The following is an 18,901-nucleotide window of genomic DNA, read 5'->3' on the forward strand; positions in this document are numbered from 1 at the left end:
GGTGACTCCGGCTACTCCGGCAGGAAGAAGGACTGTGGCCCGTCCGGGTCGGGGTGAGGGGCGGTGCCGCATAGCGCGGCGCCGCCCCTCACCCGTTCACCGTCGGGCGTTCACCGGGCCCGGCCCGTCAGGGCCGCACCTGCCGTACCGCCACCGCGTCGTACTCCGTGTCCGGCGCCGGCGCCACGTCGAACCGGGCGTTCGGCAGATAGAGCCGGTCCCCGAACGCCGCCACGGTCGTCGGGACCCGGAACCGGGGGTCGGTGATCGCGGCGATCTCCCGGGCCCGGGTGCCCGCCCGGTCGAGCCGGAGCGCGTTGACGGTGTTCGCGAACTGCTGGACGACGTAGAGGACCCGGCCGCGCAGCAGCAGCCCGTCCGCGGCGGGCAGCCGCAGCGTCCCCGTGTCGATCCGCCGGGCCACGCCGGTGGCGGGGTCCACCCGGACCAGGGATCCGCCGTCGAGCGTCGCGTTGGCCACGATCAGGGCTCGCCCGTCGGGGGTCCGGCAGATCCCGTTGCCGGCGAAGGAGGGCCCCTGCTCCCAGTCCCCGGTCAGCGGCAGCGGCTCGACCCGGTCGCCCGGCGCGCCGTCGCGGCCCAGCGGCAGCCGGAACAGATGTGGGGTGAACGAGTCGGTGAACCAGGCGGCGCCGGGGGTCAGGACGACATCGTTGACGAAGGTGTTCGCCGCGCCGATACCACCGTAGTGCCGTAGCTCCCCGCCTGTGGCGGCGTCGGCGACCCGGATCTCCCGGGCCGCCCCGCCGGCCAGGAAGAGCCGCCGCTCCGCCCGGTCGATCGTGAGCCCGATCACCGGGTGCTCGGCGCCCCGCGGGGCGACGAGGACCCGTCCGGCGCCGGTGGCCAGCGCGACCCGCAGGACCGAGCCGTCGGCCATGGAGCCGAAGTAGGCGTACGGGCGCGACCCGATGGTGATGCCCTCGGGGCGGAACCCGTTCGGCAGCGGGAAGCGGTCCGGCCAGGTCGCGGCGGGTCCCGGGCCGGCGCGATCGCCGTACGGGGCGGCCCGGGCGGCGGGGGCGAGCGGCCCGGCGAGAGCCGCCCCGCCGAGAGCGGCGGTCAGAATCCCCCTGCGCGACAAAGATCGGTGCATGGAACATCCTTTCAACGGCCGACAGCGGACCGGGTCCGGCGGACTGCTCCCAACCTCGCACACCGGCCCGCCCCGAGGGCGATGACAACACGGAAAAGCCGGATCACCGGGGCGGTTATTCCCCCGGTGATCCGGCGCTTTTCTCCGTTGCCGTCCACTACGGCGATGGTTCGGACGGGTCGTCAGCGGCCCGCGGAAGGCAGGGTCAGAGGGCCACGCCCAGCAGCGCGTCCACGCTCCGCGAGATCAGTCCGGGCGCGCCCTCGTCCGTACCGCCGGAGGAGCCCTGGAGCTCCGCCCAGCGGTCGACGGCGGCGAGCGCGGCCGGGGTGTCGAGATCGTCGGCGAGGGCGGTACGGATCTCGTCGAGCACACCGTCGGCGGCGGGCCCGTCGGGGCGGGACACGGCGGCGCGCCAGCGGGCGAGCCGCTCCTCGGCCGCCGTCAGCTCGGCCTCCGTCCACTCCCAGTCCGCCCGGTAGTGGTGGGCGAGGAGCGCGAGCCGGATCGCGGCCGGGTCGGTGCCGGCCCGGCGCAGCGTCGAGACGAAGACCAGGTTCCCCTTGGACTTCGACATCTTCGCGCCGTCCAGGGCGACCATGCCCGCGTGGACATAGGCCTGGGCGAAGGGGTGTTCACCGGTCAGGGCCTGGGCGTGGGACGCGCCCATCTCGTGGTGCGGGAAGACCAGGTCGGAGCCGCCGCCCTGGATGTCGAAGCCCATCCCGAGGTGGTCGAGGGCGATGGCGACGCACTCGATGTGCCAGCCGGGGCGGCCGGGGCCGAGGCTTCGGCCGTCCCAGTGGGGTTCGCCGTCGCGGGCGGCCAGCCACAGCATCGGGTCGACCGGGTTCTTCTTGCCCGGCCGCTCCGGGTCGCCGCCGCGTTCGGCGGAGAGCAGGCGCATCGCCTCGGCGTCGAGCCCGGAGACCTCCCCGAAGTGGGGGTCGCTCTCGACCGAGAAGTAGATGTCGCCGTCGAGTTCGTACGCGGCCCCGGCGTCCCGGAGCCGTTCCACCAGGGGGACGATCCGGGGTATGGCCTCCACCGCGCCGATGTAGTGGCGGGGCGGGAGCATCCGCAGGGCCGTCATGTCCTCGCGGAAGAGCTTGGTCTCGCGCTCGGCGAGCTGGGTCCAGTCCTCGTTGTCGCGTACCGCGCGTTCGAGGAGGGGGTCGTCGATATCGGTGACGTTCTGGACATAGTGAACCTGTCGCTTCGTGTCGAGCCACACGCGCTGCACGAGATCGAACGCGTTGTAGGTCGCCGCGTGACCCAGGTGGGTCGCGTCGTACGGGGTGATCCCGCAGACGTAGAGACGGGCGACGGGACCGGGGGCGAGGGTGACTCGCTCGCCGGTCGCGGTGTCGTGAATCGTGAGGTCGCGGCCCTTGCCGGGCAGGGCGGGGACCTCGGAAGCGGGCCAGGCATGCATGCCTCCGAGCCTAACCGCAGCCCCGGCGCTGACGCCCCCGCGGGGGGCGGTGACCTCGGCGGGACCTCGGTGTTCTTCCCCACCCCCGGCCTCCCGAAACCGGTCGGACGGGGCCGCGCGCGCCGTCGCGGGGGCGGGCTGCGCGGTCCCGGTCCCGGGGCGGGTTCGTGCGGGATCCGTCAGACCGGGGGCCAGGGAATGGCGGGCCACTCCCCCGTCGGGACGGGGTGGCGGCCGGTCTCGCGGAGGCCGGCCAGCCGGGCGCGGACCGCGTCGACTTCGGCGGGGGTGAGGAGTTCCGCCAGCCGGTCGGCGAGCGGCGCGCCGGGGGCCAGCGCCGCGGCGAGGGCCGTGAGGGCGGGGAGGGTGTCGGGGGGCAGGGGCTCCCCGGCCCAGCCCCACAGCAGGGTGCGGAGCTTGGCGTCGGCGTTGAAGGTGACGCCGTGGTCGATCGCGTAGAGCGTGCCGTCCGCCGACGGCAGCAGATGACCGCCCTTGCGGTCGCCGTTGTTGATCACCGCGTCGAGGATCGCGAGACGGCGGAGCCGTTCGTCGTCCGCGTGGACGAGGAGCGCCGTACGGCCCTCGCCCACCTGGGCGAGGCCGACGGCCTTCCAGCCGGCTCCGGGCTCGTCGCCGTCGACGAGGGCGAGCAGCCCGGCGCCCGGGTCGGCGTCGATCCAGAGCTGGACCATGCCCCGGCCGTACGGTCCTTCGCGCAGGACGGTCGGCGGGACGAGGCCCCAGCCGAGCGCCTCGGAGACCTCGTAGGCGGCGACCTCGCGTTCGGCGAGGGTGCCGTCGGGGAAGTCCCACAGGGGCCGCTCACCGGCGACGGGCTTGTAGACGCAGGACGCCTCGTCGCCGTCGAGGGCGACCGAGCAGAGCAGGACCGCGTTGGACGCCTCGGGTACCCGGCCGCGCACGGTCAGCTCGCCCCCGCTGAGCAGGCGCAGCACCTCCGCACGGTCGCGAGGGGCGCTCACGCCCCCCGGCGGTATCCGTTCTGGCGGGGGCATACATGTCCTTCCGGGTCGAGCGGGAGGCTGCACAGCGGGCACGGGGGGCGTCCGGCGTTGACGACGTCGAGGGCGCGTTTCGCGAAGGCGCGGGCCTGGGCCCCGGTGAGCCGGACCCGGAGCATCGGAGGGCCGTTCTCCTCGTCCTGGAGCAGTCGCTCCTCGGCCTCGGCGAGGTCCTCGTCGGAGTCGGCGTCCAGCTCGACCAGCGCCTGGGCCTCGACGATCATGCGCTGTTCCTCGCCGTCCCAGGCCAGAGCCATCGTGCCGACCCGGAACTCCTCCTCGACGGGCGCGTCGAGCGGGGCGGTGTCGGCGATGTCCCCGGGGGCGACCGCGGGCACCGGCGCATTGCCGCCGGTACGCCGTACGACCTCGTCGAGCAGTTCGTCGATCCGCTCGGCGAGCGCCGCCACCTGGGTCTTCTCCAGGGCGACACTGGTGACGCGGCCTCCGGCTGATGCCTGGAGGAAGAACGTACGGCGTCCGGGGAGCCCGACCGTACCGGCGACGAACCGGTCCGGCGGGTCGTAGAGGAACACCTGACGGGACACGCTCTGACTCCCTCGGGGCTCGGGAACAGCCGCCGGGCCGTGCGGTGACGGCGTGGTGGCTGTACTGGGTCGGCTGGGTCGGCTGTGACGGACACGGCGCCGGCGGCACGGGATGGTGGGGCGCTGCCACGGGCCGTGCGGCCGTACGCGGCGGCCGCTTGTCCACCCTACTGCGCCCGACGATCACGGGGCGCCCGCACCACCCCCTACCACCGCGTTCCCCTCGGGGGTGCCTTCGGCACCGGGCCGGGGGCCGTCGTCGCGGTGGTCGGGGCGCGGGGCGAGCGCGCCGAATTCGCCGGTGTCGCCGAGGCGGAGCAGGAAGGGGCGCGTTCTGGTGTACCGGAGGGCGGTGACGGAGCACGGCTCGGCGTGCAGCCGCTGGAAGAGGTCGAGATGGAGGCCGAGGGCGTCGGCGACGATCGCCTTGATGATGTCTCCGTGGGTGCACATGAGGTAGGTCGCGTCCGGGCCGTGCTCCGCCGTCACCCGGGTGTCCCAGTCGCGGACCGCGTCGACCGCGCGGTTCTGCATGGCGCGCATGGACTCGCCGCCGGGGAAGGCGGCGGCCGACGGATGGTGCTGGACGATCTCCATGAGGGGGTCGTCGGCCAGCTCGGCCAGCTTGCGTCCCGACCATGCGCCGTAGTCGCACTCGGCGATCCGGTCGTCGGTCACCAGCTCCAGGCCGGGACGGGTGTCGAGCAGGGGCCGGAGGGTCTCCCGGCATCTCTGCTGGGGGCTGGTGACTGCGACGGCGAGGGGCACGGCGGCGAGGCGGCCGGGGAGCGCGGCCGCCTGTTCGACTCCGCGCTCGTCGAGCCCGACCCCGGGGGTCCGGCCGGCGAGCACCGCCGCCGTATTCGCGGTGGAGCGTCCGTGGCGTACGAGAATCAGCGTGGCCATGTCCGCCAGGGTAGGGGGCCCGGCGAGACCCGTGGGGGCCCTGTGGACAACGGGCTCAGAACGCGGGGGCGGCCGTGGCGGGTCCGTCGAGGGCGCCCCGGCGTTCCGGCATCCGCAACCGGACCATCCGGCGCCAGCCGCCGAACCGTTCGTAGGCGTAGATCGCGTGGACTCCGGCGGTGAGGACGGCCGCCTTCGGTTTCGACCAGCCCAGCAGACGCCCCATGCGGGAGGTGACGGCGAGGCTGACGTCTCGGTAGATCCTGATCTCCGCGAGGGCGCACTCGCGCAGGGTCCGCCGGATCACCGCGCCGTGTCCCGCGGCGGCGAGGCGCAGCAACTCCTCGTGGCAGTAGGCGAGGTGGTTGTCCTCGTCGTGGGAGATCATCCGGATCGCCTTGCCGACCTCCGGGTGGTCGCCGAAGAACTTGACCAGCATCTCCATCTGGTCGGCCGCGCGCTGCTCGGTGACGCGGCTGTGGGAGAGATAGACGACGATGTCCCGCTCGGTGAGGGGCGCGTCGGCGCCCAGTTTCTCGTGGGCGAGGCCGATGCCGGTGCGTTCGAGGAGCATCGTGTAGTCGGTTTCGGGCGGTACCGGTACAGGTTCGAGGCCGCGCTTCTTCAGCAGGGCGTTGAAGATCCTGCCGTGCTTGTCCTCGTCGGCGCCGTGGCGGGTGATCCTCGGGGCGAGGTCCCGCAGTGCGGGGGGCACCAGTGCGGCGATGCGCGCGTTCTCCCAGCCCCCCTGGGTCTCGCCGCTGGCCGCGATGGAGCAGAAGAGCTGGTAGGAATCGTCGTTGTCGAGGATCTCCTGGAACAGGCTTCGGGCCGAGAGCATGGCTGCACCTCCTGAAGGCATCCGCAAAGAACGAGTCAAATGCCGATGGACCGAGGTGGCAACAGCTCGGTCGGCCACATGCGCCGAACGGGTCATCCGGCGCGTTCTCCGGCGTCCGGCCCGGTCCCGGACGCCGGGAAACCCGCCGGCCGCGGCGGACCGGTCGGGCCCGCCGCGGCGCGCAGGGTCACGGCGCGCAGGGTCACGCCAGCCCGGCGCGCTCCCATGCCTCGGTACCGGCGCGCAGGGCGGCGAGGCGCTCGTCGAGGGTGAATCCGGCCGGGGAGAGCGTCAGGGTCGTGACCCCCGCCTCCGCGTAGGCGCGCATCCGGTCGGCGATCCGCTCGACCGGCCCGAGCAGGGCGGTGGAGTCGATGAGCTCCTGCGGTACGGCGGCGGCGGCGCCGTTCTTGTCCCCGGCCAGGTACCTGTCCTGGATCTCGGTCGCCGCCTCCTCGTACCCCATGCGCCGGGCCAGCTGGTTGTAGAAGTTCTGCTGACGGCTGCCCATACCGCCGACGTACAGGGCCGTGTAGGGGCGGAACAGGTCGGCGAGCGCGGCGACGTCGTCGCCGACGGCGAGCGGCACGGTCGGACAGACGTCGAAGCCCTCCATGGTCTTCCCGGCCTTCTCACGGCCCGCCCGCAGATGGCGGATCGCCGTGTCCTCCAGGTGGTCGGCGGAGGGGAATATCAGCAGGGCGCCGTCGGCGATCTCGCCGGTCTGTTCGAGGTTCTTGGGGCCGATGGCGGCGATGTAGAGGGGGATGTGTTCGCGTTCGGGGTGGACGGTGAGCTTCAGCGCCTTGCCGGGTCCGTCGGGCAGCGGCAGGGTCCAGTGGGCCCCGTCGTGGGTCAGCCGCTCCCGGCTCATCGCCTTGCGGACGATCTCGACGTACTCCCGGGTGCGGGCGAGGGGCTTGTCGAACTTGACGCCGTACCAGCCCTCCGAGACCTGGGGTCCCGACACTCCGAGCCCGAGCCGGAACCGCCCGCCGGACAGGGAGTCGAGGGTGGCGGCGGTCATGGCCGTCATGGCGGGCTGCCGGGCCGGGATCTGCAGGATGGCGGAGCCGACGTCGATACGTTCGGTCTTGGCCGCGACCCAGCTCAGCACGGTCGGGGCGTCGGAGCCGTACGCCTCCGCCGCCCAGCAGACGTCATAACCGAGCCGGTCGGCCTCCTGGGCGACGGCGAGATTGTCGCCGTCCATGCCCGCACCCCAGTAGCCGAGATTGATGCCGAGCCGCATACCCACTCCCCTTACCAATCAGTAACATCCCTGTGGCGGGGACTCTAGCGCGCCCGTGGCGGATCCGTCAGGGCCCCGGGGCCCCGGTTCGGCCGCGGCGAGGGGTTCCGCGTCGTCCACAGGCCCTCTCGGTGCCGGGCCCCGGCCAGTACTCTCAGCGCTCATGGAGCAGAGGCATCTCGGCCGTACCGGCCTGCGTGTGTCCCGGATCGGGCTCGGCACCCTGACCTGGGGCCGGGACACCGACGAGCACGACGCCGCCGATCAGCTGAAGGCGTTCTGGGAGGCGGGCGGCACGCTCGTCGACACCGCCGATGTGTACGGGGGCGGGGATGCGGAGTATCTGCTGGGACAGCTCGTGGAGCGGCTGGTGCCCCGGCGCGATCTGGTGATAGCGACGAAGGCCGGCAGTGTGCCCGACCCGGAGCGCCGGTTCGACGGCTCGCGCGGCCATCTGCTGGCGGCACTGGACGACTCCCTCCTGCGGCTCGGTACGGACCACGTGGATCTGTGGCAGGTCCACGCGTTCGATCCGCTGACCCCGCTGGAGGAGACCCTCCAGGCCGTCGACACCGCCGTCACCAGCGGCCGCGCCCGGTACGCCGGGGTGTCGAACTTCTGCGGCTGGCAGCTGGCCAAGGCCGCGACCTGGCAGCTCGCCGCGCCCGGGGCGCGTACCCGGCTCGCCAGCACCCAGATGGAGTACTCCCTGCTCCAACGGGGTGTCGAGCGCGAGGTGCTGCCCGCGGCGCTCGATCTGGGAATCGGTCTGCTGCCGTCGTCGCCGCTGGGCCGCGGTGTGCTGACCGGCAAGTACCGCGAGGGGATCCCCACCGGTTCCCGGGGGGCTTCGGAGCGGCTCGGGGCCTTTGTTGAGCCCTATCTGGACGACCCCGCCGACCGGATCGTGGACGCGGTGGCGATCGCGGCGGACGGGCTGGCCACGACACCGTTGCAGGTGGCGCTGGCCTGGGTCAGGGACCGCCCGGGCGTGGTCGCCCCGATCGTCGGCGCGCGCAACGCTCAGCAGCTCATGGCCGCGTTGTCGGTGGAGGCGCTTACGCTTCCCGACGAGATCTGCCAGGCGCTCGACGATGTGTCGGCGCCCGTGCACCGCTATCCCGATCAGGACTGGAGCACGCTGTGACCGCGTCTTCCCGGGGGCCGCACCCCGAACCCCCGGCCGACCCCGAGACCACGGCCGCCGATCCGGCGGGCGCTTCGGCGCCCGCCGGAGTGAGCGACCCGGGCCGCGAGCTCGGCGCGCCGGTCGCCGACGGCGGCCCGGCCGAACCGACCGCCCGGTCCGAATCCCGGTCCGAATCCCGGTCCGAATCCCGGTCCGGCGACGTCGGCACGGACGCCGCGGGCGGCCCTGAGGGATCTCCCGAGTCGTCCGCCGCCGCGGACGGCGGCGCCGATCCTTCGGGCGTAGCCGCGCTGTCCGCCGAAGACGAGGATCACGGCGCCGCGCCCGCCTCGGGCGGGTCCGACGGCGGACCGGACCGTTCCTCCGACGCGGACGGCGCTCCGGGCGGATCCGGCTCGCCCGGGGCCGCGGACGCCGCGGGTGGGACGCCCGAGGTGTCGGAGGCACAGGCGGAGCTGGCCGCACAGCGGGAGCTGAGGGCGAGGATCGAGCGACGGAAGGCGGAGCGCGGCGAGCCCCTGGCGAGCGGCGCCGGGCTCAGCGGGCAGGCGGCCGACCTGCTGGCCGCGGTACGGGCGGTGGAGCGCGGCGAGCGGCCGGGCATCTCCTACGACACCCCGGCACCGGCCGCACGTCCCGCCGGGCCCGCGCGGCCCCGGTCCGAGGCGCCCCGCCCGGCGTCCGCGCCCGTACCCACCGCGCGGCAGGGGGCCGCCCCCGAGATCGTGACCGCCGTCCGTACCGTCCTGGCCGAGGGGAACGGACCCGAGGCCGCCGCCGCCCCGGCGGCCGAGGCGCTCGGGGAGCGGGCCGACACCGTCCTGCGCGACGACCCCTGGCGGCTGCTCTCCGTGCCGGGGATCCGGCCCGAGGAGGCCGACGGCTTCGCCCGCGCCCTGCTGGGTGGCGGCTGCGGGCCCGGCGATCCCCGGCGCGCCGCGGCCCTGATCGCCTGGGAGCTGGAGCGGGCCGCCCTGCGGGGGCATACCGCGGTCCCGTCGTCCGAGGTCCTCGGAGCGCTCGGCAAGCACTCCGTCCCGGACCCGCGGGAGGCTCTCGACCAGGCGGTGAACGACGGCGTCGTGCTGGCCTTCGCCCCGGAGGGCGCCGAAACCGAAACCGACGCCGCCGAAACCGACACCGCCGATCCGTCCGAGCCGGGTCGTGCCGCCGACGAGACGGCGGACGGCACGGTGGACGAGGGCTCCGTGCTCCTCGGTCTCGACCGGTACGCCATGGCCGAGGAGAGCCTCGCCGACGGTCTCGCCCGGCTGGCCAGGAGCGGCCCGGACACCCGGTGGGACTCCGTGCCCGAGCCCACCGGACTGACCCGCGCCCTCGCCACCGGTGGCCTGGTCGCGCATACGGGCGGGGAGGCCGCCCGCGCCGAACCGGCGGCGCTGGCCGAGATCGCGCGCGGCCTCGGGCTGACCGCCGTCGTCGCCGCCCACACCGAACAGACGGCCGGGTCCCTGGACCCGGCGGGGGTCACCGTCGCCGCCCTGCTCGCCGGTACGGCCGGTCCCGGCCGGGACGACGACGGCGCCTGGGCGCTGGACCTGCTGGTCGTCCTCGACGCGCCCCGGCTGGACACGGAGAGCGCCACCGTGCTCGTGGAGTCCCTGCCGGACGGGGCCCGGCTGGTGCTCAGCGGCGACCCCGGGCAGCTCGGCCCGGCGGGCGCGGGCGATGTCTTCGCCGATGTGCTGGGCGCGGGGGTATGCCCCCGGGTCGCCTCCCGGGTCCCGGACCCGGGTCCGATCGGGGAGCTGGTCTCCGGGATCGGCGTCGGCGAGCTGAACCAGGTCGCGGCGCCCGACAAGGACGTCGTGATCGTCCCGGTCAGGGACGCGGGCGAGGCCGTCCACCGCACGGTCCAGCTGGTCGCCGACTCCATTCCCCGCGCGATCGGCGTGCCCGCCGACCGTACGCAGGTCATCACCGTCGCGCACGGCGGCTCCGCGGGCACCCGGGCACTGAACGCGGCGCTCAAGACCCGGCTGAACCCGGGGCCCGGCCGCTTCGGCGGCTACGACCCCGGCGACCGGGTGGCGTACACCCCCGCCCCCGGCCGTACCGTGCCGGGCACGGTCGTCTCCGCGGACGCCGGGGGACTGCGGCTGGACTGCGGAGGCACGGCGGTGACCGTGGCCAAGGAGCGGGTCGGGGCGGAGCTGCGGCACGGCTGGGCCCTCACCGCCCACCAGGCGGCGGCCCTGCGCTGGCCCGCAGCCGTGGTCGTGCTCCCCGGCGACGCGACGTCCGCGCTGAGCCGCCCCTGGGTGTATACGGCCTTCGGTCGCGCGGACCGCCATCTCTCCGTGGTCCACGGCGCGGAGGAGGCGCTGCCCCGCGCGGTGGCGACGATCCCCGTGCTCCCCCGCACGACCCGGCTGCGACCCCTGTTGCAGGCCCTCCTCCAGGAGCCCGGGGCCACGGCCCCGCCCATGGCCTGACGGGGGGCGGAGGCCGGCCCCGGCGCCGCGAAAAGAACGGGAGATCCGGACGGGGATCGCCTAGGGTCGGGGCATGCTTTGACGCATGCCCGCGGCCCGGGCACCCCCGACACCTCCTTCGTACGGCATCGGTATCCGATTTCCACGAAGGAGTGCTTTCCATGAACACATCGACCGTGATCGACGTCCCCGACGCGTTCGCCGCTTCGTACGGCACCGAGGGCGCCGAGGCCCGTGTCTGGCTCGCCGGGCTGCCGGTGCTCGGCGGGTCGTTCCTCGACCGCTGGGAGCTGCGGCTCGACGGGCCGACCCGCTGGGGGATGGCGTCGCTCGCGCTGCCGGTGCGCCGGGCCGACGGGACACCCGCCGTGCTCAAGCTCCAGCAGGCCCGGGAGGAGAGCTCCGGGGTGATCCCGGGGCTGCTGCTGTGGCGGGGCGACGGCATCGTACGGCTCATCGATCACGACGAGGCGACCGCGACGCAGTTGCTGGAGCGGCTGGACGCGAACCGCCCGCTGTCGGCCGTCACGGACGAGGATTCGGCGGTCGGGATTCTCGCGGAGCTGCTGGCGCGGCTGACGTCGGTGCCGGCGCCCGCCGGGCTGCGGCGGCTGTCGGACATCGCCGCCGCGATGGTGGACGAGACCCCCGGCGCCGTACCGGCGTTGCGCGATCCGGCGGAGCGGAAGCTGGTGGAGACCTGCGCGTCCGCGGTGGCCGAGCTGATGGGCGAGGCCGGGGACCGGCTGCTCCACTGGGATCTGCACGGTGACAACGTGCTGGCGGGGGAGCGTGAGCCGTGGCTGGCCATCGACCCGGAGCCGCTGGCCGGTGACCCGGGGTTCGATCTGCTGCCGGGCATCGACGACCGCTGGGAGGCGGTGGTGGCGTCGGGTGACATCACCCGGGCCGTTCTGCGGCGCTTCGACCGGCTGGCCGAGGCCGTCGGCGCGGACAGCCGGCGGGCCGTCGGCTGGACCCTGGGCCGGGTGCTCCAGAACGCCCTGTGGGACATCGAGGACGGCAAGCACGTCCTGGAACCGAACCAGGTGCTGATCGCCCGGGCGCTCCTGGAGCACCGGGGATAACGGCTCCGCCCGTCCGGCGGTTATCGCGGCGGGGTATCGCGGCCGATGGATGTCGCGGCCGGGCCCCTCTCACCTTCCCGGGGAGAGGGGCCCGATGCCGCGTCCGCGCGCCCGCGCCGGTCAGCGGCGCAGTCCGTCGAGCTCCTCGCCCAGATCGTCCTCGTCGAAGACCGCGCTCACGTCAAAGCGGCAGATGACCCGCTGCGCGTCCGCGTCGAAGGGGGTGGCCAGCCACTCGCCGGGCTCCGGCAGTTCGTCGGTGGCGGAGATCCAGAGTGTGGAGTCGCCCTCCTCCAGGCCGAACTCCTTGTGACGGGAGGCGATCTCGTCGGGTTCGTACTCGCCGAAGAGCACACCGAGCGCCGTGTGCACACTCGTCCCGGGTCCCCGGTCGCCGCCGGGCCCGGTGTCGTCCGCCGCCTCGATCTCGGAGACGCGCTGTGCCTGTGCGAGCAGCCGCCGGGGTTCGACCACCGCGTAGTCGCGGCGGATCAGCACACTGAGGGCGTTCGGTTCCTCGGGTCCCGCGTAGGGCGGCAGCGCGTCGTCCGCTCCGGGGATCTCGAAGGGCGTGACCTCGTCGTAGCGGTCGTAGAGGTGTTCGTCGTACTCCTCCGCCGCCACGGCCAGAGCGTTGAAAGCCTCGTAGACGGCCGGGTCGTCCTCTCCCGTGCGGTTCTCGACCGCCGCGAGGTGACGGTCCAGTGCGGCTTTGACCGCCTCGGCGGCGGCACGTACCTCGGCAGCGGTGGGCTGCGCAGCATCAGACATAGTGCAGACGCTATCCGTACGAGGACACTGCCCGCACAATAGATGCGATGCCGGAATACGAATTTGTCGACGTGTACGTCCCGCGCGGGGTCTCCCGCAACGAGGCGACCCGTCTCCTCACCGACCATGCCGAGTACGGACACTGGGAGTTGGACCGACTGACGCTGCGCCGGGACGGCAGCCGCAGGGTGCGGTTGCGGCGGCGCATCATCCGTCAACTGCGCGCGACATGGTGACCCGTACCGCCCGGTGATGGATACCACCCGGTGATCGGTCCCATCGGGCGGATCGGTGCCGCCGGGCCGGGCGGTGTGACCCGCGACACCCGGTGCCGGGCCGTGCGGCGGCCTCGGCACCGAGCGAAAGGGGCCCCGCCGCGGCGGGGCCCGTTCGATCGTCCCGGTACCTCCGCTCCGCCCGGTACGGCACCGTTCGGCGGCGCCGTGGAGCCCGCGGAGGTACGGGGTCGGTGGCAGCGGTCAGGCGGAGGTGCGCGCCCGCCGGTAGAGGACCGCGCCGCCGAGCAGCATGCCCGCGCCGACGGGGATGATCAGCCCCAGCGATCCGGCTCCGGTGTGGGCGAGTACGTCGTCGTCCGCCGGGCGCTCGGCGGAGCGGCTGACGGGGGCCGTGGGCTCGCGGTCGACCGGCTTGGCGACCTTGGGCGGCTCGACCGGCTGAACGGGCTTGACCGGCTGAACAGGCTTGACCGGCTGCTCCGGGGGCCGGGGCTTGGAGATGGAGCTGTCGTTGGCGCAGTCGTTGCCGAACGCCGGGTTCAGCAGGCTGATGACGTCCACGGTGTTGCCGCAGGCGTTGACCGGGACGTCGACGGGGGCCTGGACGTTGTTGCCGGAGCCGACGCCGGGCGAGTTGGCCGTACCGCCGCCGGCATGGGCGCCGCCGCCGGTGGTCCCGGCGGGCAGAGTGGTCCCGGGGACGCCCGCGCCGGGGGCGCCGGGCGCGGGAGCGGGCTTGGTGACGCCCGATCCGGCGTGGCCGCCGCTGTTGACGCAGTTGTTGCCGAACGCGGGGTTGAGCAGCCCGACCACGTCGACCGAGTTCCCGCAGGCGTTGACCGGGACGTTGACCGGCACCTGGACGTTGTTGCCTGAGGCGACGCCCGGGGAGTTGGCGGCCCCTCCGTGCGCCCCGGAGTCCGCTTGCGCGTATCCCCCGCCCAGCGCGAGTGCCCCGCCCGCTGCCGCGGCCATGGTGATCAGGCCCTTACGCGTGACCTGTCGCATAGGTGATTCCCTGCCTTACTTGATCGTCAGGAATTCCTCCGGGCACGGGCGCCCGGGGCGGAAAGCCGGGCGGTCCCGGAGTGCCTTCGTGCTCTCCGGGACCGCCCCGCGTTCACAACCGAACCCCGGGGGTCCGGGACATGTCGTCCGGCACTCAGCCGTTGACGCAGGTGTTGCCGAAGGCGGGGTTCAGCAGCCCGACCACGTTGATGGTGTTGCCGCAGACGTTCACGGGCACGTGCACCGGAACCTGGACGACGTTGCCGGAGAGCACGCCGGGGGAGTTCACGGCGGCACCCTGGGCGCCCGCGTCGGCCATGGCCACGCCCGCACCGGCGAGCACCAGACCACCGGTGGCAGCCGCGGCGGCGACGACCTTCTTGATCATTATTCCTCCTAGTAGGCAATGCGGCCCCAGCCGCGGACCGCACCACCTGTAACGAGGAGGACATCAGAGGGCTACGAGGCGTAAGGGACTTTCACTCTTTCCAGTCAGAGGCGCACAAAGGGACGATTGTCCGAGGAGCGGCCCGCTCGTGGGGCTGGACCTCCCGAGACCCTCCCGGGCCCGGGCGGCGGGGGCCCGGGCGGCCGGGAAGTCTCAGCAGGCGTCGAGGAAGCGGTCGAGGACCCGGACGCCGAACTTCAGCCCGTCGACCGGGACGCGCTCGTCGACCCCGTGGAACATGCCCGCGAAGTCCAGCTCGGGCGGGAGCTTGAGCGGGGCGAAGCCGAAGCAGCGGATACCGAGGTCGTCGAAGGATTTGGCGTCGGTGCCGCCGGAGAGCATGTAGGGCACGGCACGGGCGATCGGGTCCTCGGCCTTCAGGGCCGACTGCATGGCGTCCACGAGGTCGCCGTCGAACCCGGTCTCCAGGGCCTTGTCGGCATGGACGTCCTCACGACGGACCCGGGGGCCGAGCAGCCGGTCGAGGTCGGCCAGGAACTCCTCCTCGTGCCCCGGCAGGAAGCGTCCGTCGACATGGGCGGTGGCCTGGCCGGGGATGACGTTCACCTTGTAGCCGGCGCCCAGCATGGTGGGCGCGGCGGAGTTGCGCAGGGTGGCGCCGATCATCTTGGCGATCCCGCCGAGCTTGGCGAGGGTGGCGTCCATGTCCTCGGGGTCGAGCGGGGTGCCGAGCGCGTCGGACAGCTCGTCGAGGAAGGACCGTACGGTCGGGGTCACCCGGACCGGCCAGCGGTGGCGGCCCAGCCGTCCCACGGCCTCGCACAGTTCGGTGATCGCGTTGTCGTTGTTGGTCATCGAGCCGTGCCCGGCGGTGCCGTCCACGGTCAGCCGCATCCAGTGCATGCCCTTCTGGGCGGTCTCGACCAGGTAGAGCCGCAGATTCTCGTTGACGGTGAAGGAGAAGCCGCCGACCTCGCCGATGGCCTCGGTGACGCCCTCGAAGAGGTCGGGGTGCTTGTCGACCAGATGGCGGGCGCCGTAGGTGCCGCCGGCCTCCTCGTCGGCGAGGAAGGCGAGGACCACATCGCGCGGGGGCCTGCGACCGCTGCGCAGCCGGTCCCGGACGACGGCGAGGGTCATGGCGTCCATGTCCTTCATGTCGACCGCGCCCCGGCCCCAGACGCAGTCCTCGGCGATCTCGCCGGAGAAGGGGTGGTGGGTCCAGTCGTGGGCGTTGGCCGGGACGACGTCCAGATGGCCGTGGATCAGCAGCGCCGGGCGGGAGGAGTCCTCCCCCGCGATCCGGGCCACGGTGGAGGCCCGGCCCCGGTGCGATTCGATGATCTTCGGTTCGAGCCCCACGTCGGCCAGCTTCCCGGCCACGTATTCGGCTGCTGCCCGCTCCCCCGGTCCCGAGTGGTCGCCGTAGTTGCTGGTGTCGATCCGGATCAGCTCACGGCACAGATCCACGACCTCGTCCTCGCCCGAGACGGTACGGGCCTTCGTCGGCTCGCTCACGCTGCTTCCTCCCGCTGTCGCTCTGGTGCTACCCGCTCATCCTCCCGTGCCGGGGCCGCTCCCCCAAGACACCCCGGCGGGGAGCGCCCTCCGGGGGAAAGGGTGATCGGACACCCTCGAATGTTTGCTATGGTTTTCCACGTCGGAACGGCCCAGGCCGAACGGCAGACACCTGGTCCGGGTGGCGGAATGGCAGACGCGCTAGCTTGAGGTGCTAGTGCCCTTTATCGGGCGTGGGGGTTCAAGTCCCCCCTCGGACACCGGCGGAAAGCCCCTCTTCGGAGGGGCTTTTCTCGTATCGCCGCAGAGGCTCGTAGGCCGTAAAGGAGTCACGGTGGGTCGTGGACGGCGGGCGCCGGTCTCCCCGCTCCCCCAGCGCGCGGGGGTGGATCCGGTGCGGCTGCGGCTGCCCGAGGACCCCGGCGGCCGGTGGGCGACGGTACGGGACCATCTCATGGAGCGGTACGGGGCGGAGCGCGCGGAGGCGCTGCTCGGCTCGGGCGGGCTGGTGTCGTACGACGGGGTCGCCTCGGGCGACGAGCCGTACGCCGCAGGCCTTGTCTTCTGGTTCCACCGGGAGCTCGCGCCGGAGCCGCCGGTGCCGTTCGGGATCGGGATCGTCCACCGGGACGAGCGGATCGTCGTCGCCGACAAGCCGCATTTCCTGGCCACGACGCCGCGTGGCAGCCATGTGACCGAGACCTTGCAGGCGCGGCTCCGGCGGGAACTGCATCTGCCCGAGTTGCAGCCCGCGCACCGTCTTGACCGGCTGACGGCGGGTCTGGTGCTCTGTGTGGTCGGGGCCGGGGACCGGGGGGCGTATCAGACGCTCTTCCGGGACCGGGTGGTGCGCAAGGAGTACGAGGGGGTGGCGGTCCATGATCCGGGGGTGGAGCTGCCCCGGACCGTACGGAGCCGGATCGTGAAGGAGCGGGGGGTGCTCGCGGCCCGGGAGGTGGCGGGCGAGCCGAACGCCGAGAGCCGGGTGGAGCTGGTGGAGCACCGGGCGGGGCTGGGGCGCTACCGGCTGCTGCCGGTCACCGGGCGGACGCATCAGCTGCGGGTGCATATGAACTCCCTGGGGCTGCCGCTGCTGGGGGATCCGCTGTATCCGGTGGTCCGGGACGACGGGTGCCGTGCAGGGGCCGAGGACTGGTCCCGGCCCCTGCAGCTGCTGGCGCGGGTGCTGGAGTTCACCGATCCGCTGACCGGTGAGGCGTACCGCTTCGAGAGCCGGTCGCGGCTGGCTCAGTGGCCGCGCTGAATCCACTCGTCGAGATGGGGGGCCTCGGCCCCGATCGTGGTGGAGTCGCCGTGGCCGGTGCGGACCGTGGTCTGCGGCGGCAGGGTCAGCAGCTTCTCCCGGATCGAGCGGATGATCGTGGGGAAGTGGCTGAAGGACCGGCCGGTGGCGCCGGGGCCGCCCGCGAAGAGAGTGTCGCCGGTGAAGACGGCGGCGAGCCCGGGGGCGTGGAGGCAGACGGCGCCGGGGGCGTGGCCGGGGGTGTGGAGGACCGTGATCTCGATTCCGGCGACGGTGATCCGCTGCCCGTCGGCGAGCTCTCCGTCGGGGGCGCGGTCGGGGTGGGTCCGCTTCCACAGCGGCAGATCGTCCGGGTGGAGCAGGACGGGCGCGCCGGTGGCGGCGGAGAGGGCGGGCGCGGCGTCGATATGGTCGTCGTGGGCGTGGGTGCAGACGATCGCCCGCAGGGTGCGCCCGCCGAGGGCGGCCTCGATCGCGGCGGCGTCGTGGGCGGCGTCGACGACGATCGCCTCGGTGTCGTCGCCGATGATCCAGACGTTGTTGTCGACGTCCCAGACGCCGCCGTCGAGGGAGAACGTGCCGGAGGTGACGAGGTGCTCGATGCGGGGGGTGCCGGTGGCTTCGGGGCTCACAGGATCACCACCGAGCGGAGCACGTCGCCCCGGTGCATCCGGTCGAACGCGGCCTCGACGTCGTCGAGGCCGATGGTGCCGGTGACGAACGCGGCGAGGTCGATCCGGCCCTGCTGGTGGAGGTCGATCAGCATCGGGAAGTCGCGGGACGGCAGACAGTCCCCGTACCAGGACGACTTCAGGGCGCCGCCGCGTCCGAAGACGTCGAGCAGGGGCAGTTCGAGGGTCATCTCGGGGGTCGGGACGCCGACGAGGACGACCGTCCCGGCGAGATCGCGGGCGTAGAACGCCTGGCGGTAGGTCTCGGGGCGGCCGACGGCGTCGATGACGACATCGGCGCCGAAGCCTCCGGTCAGTTCGCGGACGGCCTCCACGGGGTCGGTGGTGGTCGAGTTGACCGTATGGGTGGCGCCCATGGTCCGCGCGGTCGCCAGCTTGTGGTCGTCGACGTCGACGCCGATGATCGTGGCCGCTCCGGCGAGCCGGGCGCCGACGATCGCCGCGTCCCCGACGCCGCCGCAGCCGATGACGGCGACGGTGTCGCCGCGGCCGACGGCTCCGGTGTTGAGGGCGGCGCCGATGCCCGCCATCACGCCGCAGCCCAGGAGCCCGGCGACGGAGGGGGCGACGGCCGGGTCGACCTTGGTGCACTGCCCGGCGGCGACGAGGGTCTTCTCGGCGAAGGCGCCGATCCCGAGGGCGGGGGTCAGCTCGGTGCCGTCGGTGAGCGTCATCCGCTGCCGGGCGTTGTGGGTGTCGAAGCAGTACCACGGGCGGCCGCGGCGACAGGCGCGGCAGCGTCCGCAGACCGCCCGCCAGTTGAGGATCACGAAGTCGCCGGGGGCGACCTCGTCGACCCCGGGGCCGACGGACTCGACGATCCCGGCGGCCTCGTGGCCGAGCAGGAAGGGAAAGTCGTCATTGATCCCGCCCTGCTTGTAGTGGAGGTCGGTATGGCAGACCCCGCATGCCTGCACGGCCACCACCGCCTCCCCCGGCCCGGGGTCGGGGACGATGATCGTCTCGACCCGCACCGGTTCGTTCCTACCCGGTGCGATCACGCCGCGGACCTGCTGGGACATGGGAAAACACCCTTCGTCGCGCCTTGTCTGAGATCACCACTATGAACGGTCCGGCGGCCCGCCGCGACAACCTGTGGACAACTCCGGCCCGACAGGTCGCCCGCGTACCGCTCCCGGAGCGCGGGAAGCGGCGCGGGGCCCGGGGAATCCATCGATTCCC

General features: G+C 73.4%; 18 protein-coding genes and 1 tRNA gene. 6 read left to right on the forward strand and 13 right to left on the reverse strand.

Features of this window, described 5'->3' with window-relative positions; translation table 11 throughout:
* Positions 1 to 127: 127 nt before the first annotated feature.
* The 7 genes from ACFXG1_RS30745 to ACFXG1_RS30775 form a co-directional block, all read right to left on the reverse strand.
* Positions 128 to 1,117 carry an SMP-30/gluconolactonase/LRE family protein gene (locus ACFXG1_RS30745; RefSeq protein ID WP_384745475.1) on the reverse strand — a complete coding sequence of 330 codons (990 nt, stop codon included), beginning with the start codon at positions 1,115 to 1,117 and terminating at the stop codon, positions 128 to 130.
* Between the two features lie 205 nt (positions 1,118 to 1,322).
* Positions 1,323 to 2,552, reverse strand: coding sequence for a cysteine--1-D-myo-inosityl 2-amino-2-deoxy-alpha-D-glucopyranoside ligase (gene mshC / locus ACFXG1_RS30750; RefSeq protein ID WP_384720440.1), 1,230 nt, complete (start codon positions 2,550 to 2,552; stop codon positions 1,323 to 1,325).
* A gap of 179 nt (positions 2,553 to 2,731) precedes the next feature.
* The gene (locus tag ACFXG1_RS30755) at positions 2,732 to 3,571 is read right to left on the reverse strand and encodes an SCO1664 family protein (RefSeq protein ID WP_384745477.1); all 840 of its coding nucleotides are present in this window, start codon (positions 3,569 to 3,571) and stop codon (positions 2,732 to 2,734) included.
* Entirely contained in the window at positions 3,535 to 4,125 is a 591-nt protein-coding gene (locus ACFXG1_RS30760) for a DUF3090 domain-containing protein (RefSeq protein WP_384720434.1), read from the reverse strand. The genes ACFXG1_RS30755 and ACFXG1_RS30760 overlap by 37 nt, the downstream gene beginning before the upstream one ends.
* A 183-nt stretch (positions 4,126 to 4,308) precedes the next feature.
* On the reverse strand, positions 4,309 to 5,031 hold the full coding sequence (locus ACFXG1_RS30765) for a histidine phosphatase family protein (RefSeq protein ID WP_384720431.1): 723 nt from the start codon (positions 5,029 to 5,031) through the stop codon (positions 4,309 to 4,311).
* Positions 5,032 to 5,086: 55 nt separating this feature from the next.
* On the reverse strand, positions 5,087 to 5,872 hold the full coding sequence (locus ACFXG1_RS30770) for a ferritin-like domain-containing protein (RefSeq protein ID WP_384745479.1): 786 nt from the start codon (positions 5,870 to 5,872) through the stop codon (positions 5,087 to 5,089).
* A 202-nt stretch (positions 5,873 to 6,074) separates the two neighbouring features.
* The gene (locus ACFXG1_RS30775; protein WP_384745481.1) at positions 6,075 to 7,124 is read right to left on the reverse strand and encodes an LLM class F420-dependent oxidoreductase; all 1,050 of its coding nucleotides are present in this window, start codon (positions 7,122 to 7,124) and stop codon (positions 6,075 to 6,077) included.
* A gap of 163 nt (positions 7,125 to 7,287) precedes the next feature.
* Here ACFXG1_RS30775 and ACFXG1_RS30780 point away from each other — a divergent pair, with 163 nt between their 5' ends.
* The 3 genes from ACFXG1_RS30780 (at position 7,288) to ACFXG1_RS30790 (ending at position 11,818) form a co-directional block, all read left to right on the forward strand.
* Entirely contained in the window at positions 7,288 to 8,271 is a 984-nt protein-coding gene (locus tag ACFXG1_RS30780) for an aldo/keto reductase (RefSeq protein WP_384723061.1), read from the forward strand.
* Positions 8,268 to 10,730 carry an AAA family ATPase gene (locus ACFXG1_RS30785; protein ID WP_384745483.1) on the forward strand — a complete coding sequence of 821 codons (2,463 nt, stop codon included), beginning with the start codon at positions 8,268 to 8,270 and terminating at the stop codon, positions 10,728 to 10,730. The genes ACFXG1_RS30780 and ACFXG1_RS30785 overlap by 4 nt, the downstream gene beginning before the upstream one ends.
* A gap of 161 nt (positions 10,731 to 10,891) precedes the next feature.
* Positions 10,892 to 11,818, forward strand: a complete 927-nt coding sequence (locus tag ACFXG1_RS30790; RefSeq protein ID WP_384721178.1) for an aminoglycoside phosphotransferase family protein — start codon at positions 10,892 to 10,894, stop codon at positions 11,816 to 11,818.
* Between the two features lie 120 nt (positions 11,819 to 11,938).
* On the opposite strand, the gene ACFXG1_RS30795 is transcribed toward ACFXG1_RS30790, so the two are convergent.
* Positions 11,939 to 12,589 carry a hypothetical protein gene (locus tag ACFXG1_RS30795; RefSeq protein WP_384721175.1) on the reverse strand — a complete coding sequence of 217 codons (651 nt, stop codon included), beginning with the start codon at positions 12,587 to 12,589 and terminating at the stop codon, positions 11,939 to 11,941.
* 47 nt (positions 12,590 to 12,636) lie between these two features.
* On the opposite strand from ACFXG1_RS30795, the gene ACFXG1_RS30800 reads away from it, so the two are divergent.
* Positions 12,637 to 12,825: a DUF5703 family protein gene (locus tag ACFXG1_RS30800; protein WP_384721172.1), complete on the forward strand. Its 189-nt coding sequence runs from the start codon at positions 12,637 to 12,639 to the stop codon at positions 12,823 to 12,825.
* A gap of 243 nt (positions 12,826 to 13,068) precedes the next feature.
* Here ACFXG1_RS30800 and ACFXG1_RS30805 read toward each other — a convergent pair whose 3' ends face one another.
* The 3 genes from ACFXG1_RS30805 to ACFXG1_RS30815 all read right to left on the reverse strand — a co-directional run bounded on the left by ACFXG1_RS30805 (position 13,069) and on the right by ACFXG1_RS30815 (position 15,763).
* Positions 13,069 to 13,836, reverse strand: coding sequence for a chaplin family protein (locus tag ACFXG1_RS30805; protein ID WP_384745486.1), 768 nt, complete (start codon positions 13,834 to 13,836; stop codon positions 13,069 to 13,071).
* A gap of 154 nt (positions 13,837 to 13,990) precedes the next feature.
* Complete coding sequence (chpH, locus tag ACFXG1_RS30810) at positions 13,991 to 14,224, reverse strand: chaplin ChpH (protein WP_384720621.1); 234 nt, start codon at positions 14,222 to 14,224, stop codon at positions 13,991 to 13,993.
* A 213-nt stretch (positions 14,225 to 14,437) separates the two neighbouring features.
* The gene (locus tag ACFXG1_RS30815) at positions 14,438 to 15,763 is read right to left on the reverse strand and encodes a M20/M25/M40 family metallo-hydrolase (RefSeq protein ID WP_384720624.1); all 1,326 of its coding nucleotides are present in this window, start codon (positions 15,761 to 15,763) and stop codon (positions 14,438 to 14,440) included.
* Positions 15,764 to 15,938: 175 nt separating this feature from the next.
* Between ACFXG1_RS30815 and ACFXG1_RS30820 the strand changes: the two genes are divergently transcribed.
* Positions 15,939 to 16,023: transfer RNA gene (locus ACFXG1_RS30820), tRNA-Leu, on the forward strand.
* A gap of 74 nt (positions 16,024 to 16,097) precedes the next feature.
* Positions 16,098 to 17,027, forward strand: a complete 930-nt coding sequence (locus tag ACFXG1_RS30825) for a pseudouridine synthase (protein ID WP_384720627.1) — start codon at positions 16,098 to 16,100, stop codon at positions 17,025 to 17,027.
* Here the strand turns inward: ACFXG1_RS30825 and ACFXG1_RS30830 are convergent.
* Together ACFXG1_RS30830 and ACFXG1_RS30835 are read right to left on the reverse strand one after the other, a co-directional pair.
* Positions 17,012 to 17,659 (reverse strand): MBL fold metallo-hydrolase, encoded by a 648-nt coding sequence (locus ACFXG1_RS30830; RefSeq protein ID WP_384745489.1) that lies wholly within the window; start codon positions 17,657 to 17,659, stop codon positions 17,012 to 17,014. The genes ACFXG1_RS30825 and ACFXG1_RS30830 overlap by 16 nt on opposite strands.
* Positions 17,656 to 18,741, reverse strand: a complete 1,086-nt coding sequence (locus tag ACFXG1_RS30835; protein WP_384745491.1) for an S-(hydroxymethyl)mycothiol dehydrogenase — start codon at positions 18,739 to 18,741, stop codon at positions 17,656 to 17,658. Before ACFXG1_RS30835 ends, ACFXG1_RS30830 begins: the two co-directional genes overlap by 4 nt.
* Positions 18,742 to 18,901 lie beyond the last annotated feature (160 nt).

The sequence above is a fragment of the Streptomyces sp. NPDC059248 genome, assembly GCF_042753905.1.
Classification (GTDB): domain Bacteria; phylum Actinomycetota; class Actinomycetes; order Streptomycetales; family Streptomycetaceae; genus Streptomyces.

What these genes read in the sequence shown, in the direction of transcription:
- ACFXG1_RS30745 (WP_384745475.1), bottom strand. Translation starts at nt 1,117, where the DNA reads ATGCACCGATCTTTGTCGCGCAGGGGGATTCTGACCGCCGCTCTCGGC.
- mshC (WP_384720440.1), bottom strand. Translation starts at nt 2,552, where the DNA reads ATGCATGCCTGGCCCGCTTCCGAGGTCCCCGCCCTGCCCGGCAAGGGC.
- ACFXG1_RS30755 (WP_384745477.1), bottom strand. Translation starts at nt 3,571, where the DNA reads ATGCCCCCGCCAGAACGGATACCGCCGGGGGGCGTGAGCGCCCCTCGC.
- ACFXG1_RS30765 (WP_384720431.1), bottom strand. Translation starts at nt 5,031, where the DNA reads ATGGCCACGCTGATTCTCGTACGCCACGGACGCTCCACCGCGAATACG.
- ACFXG1_RS30770 (WP_384745479.1), bottom strand. Translation starts at nt 5,872, where the DNA reads ATGCTCTCGGCCCGAAGCCTGTTCCAGGAGATCCTCGACAACGACGAT.
- ACFXG1_RS30775 (WP_384745481.1), bottom strand. Translation starts at nt 7,124, where the DNA reads ATGCGGCTCGGCATCAATCTCGGCTACTGGGGTGCGGGCATGGACGGC.
- ACFXG1_RS30780 (WP_384723061.1), top strand. Translation starts at nt 7,288, where the DNA reads ATGGAGCAGAGGCATCTCGGCCGTACCGGCCTGCGTGTGTCCCGGATC.
- ACFXG1_RS30790 (WP_384721178.1), top strand. Translation starts at nt 10,892, where the DNA reads ATGAACACATCGACCGTGATCGACGTCCCCGACGCGTTCGCCGCTTCG.
- ACFXG1_RS30795 (WP_384721175.1), bottom strand. Translation starts at nt 12,589, where the DNA reads ATGTCTGATGCTGCGCAGCCCACCGCTGCCGAGGTACGTGCCGCCGCC.
- ACFXG1_RS30800 (WP_384721172.1), top strand. Translation starts at nt 12,637, where the DNA reads ATGCCGGAATACGAATTTGTCGACGTGTACGTCCCGCGCGGGGTCTCC.
- ACFXG1_RS30805 (WP_384745486.1), bottom strand. Translation starts at nt 13,836, where the DNA reads ATGCGACAGGTCACGCGTAAGGGCCTGATCACCATGGCCGCGGCAGCG.
- chpH (WP_384720621.1), bottom strand. Translation starts at nt 14,224, where the DNA reads ATGATCAAGAAGGTCGTCGCCGCCGCGGCTGCCACCGGTGGTCTGGTG.
- ACFXG1_RS30835 (WP_384745491.1), bottom strand. Translation starts at nt 18,741, where the DNA reads ATGTCCCAGCAGGTCCGCGGCGTGATCGCACCGGGTAGGAACGAACCG.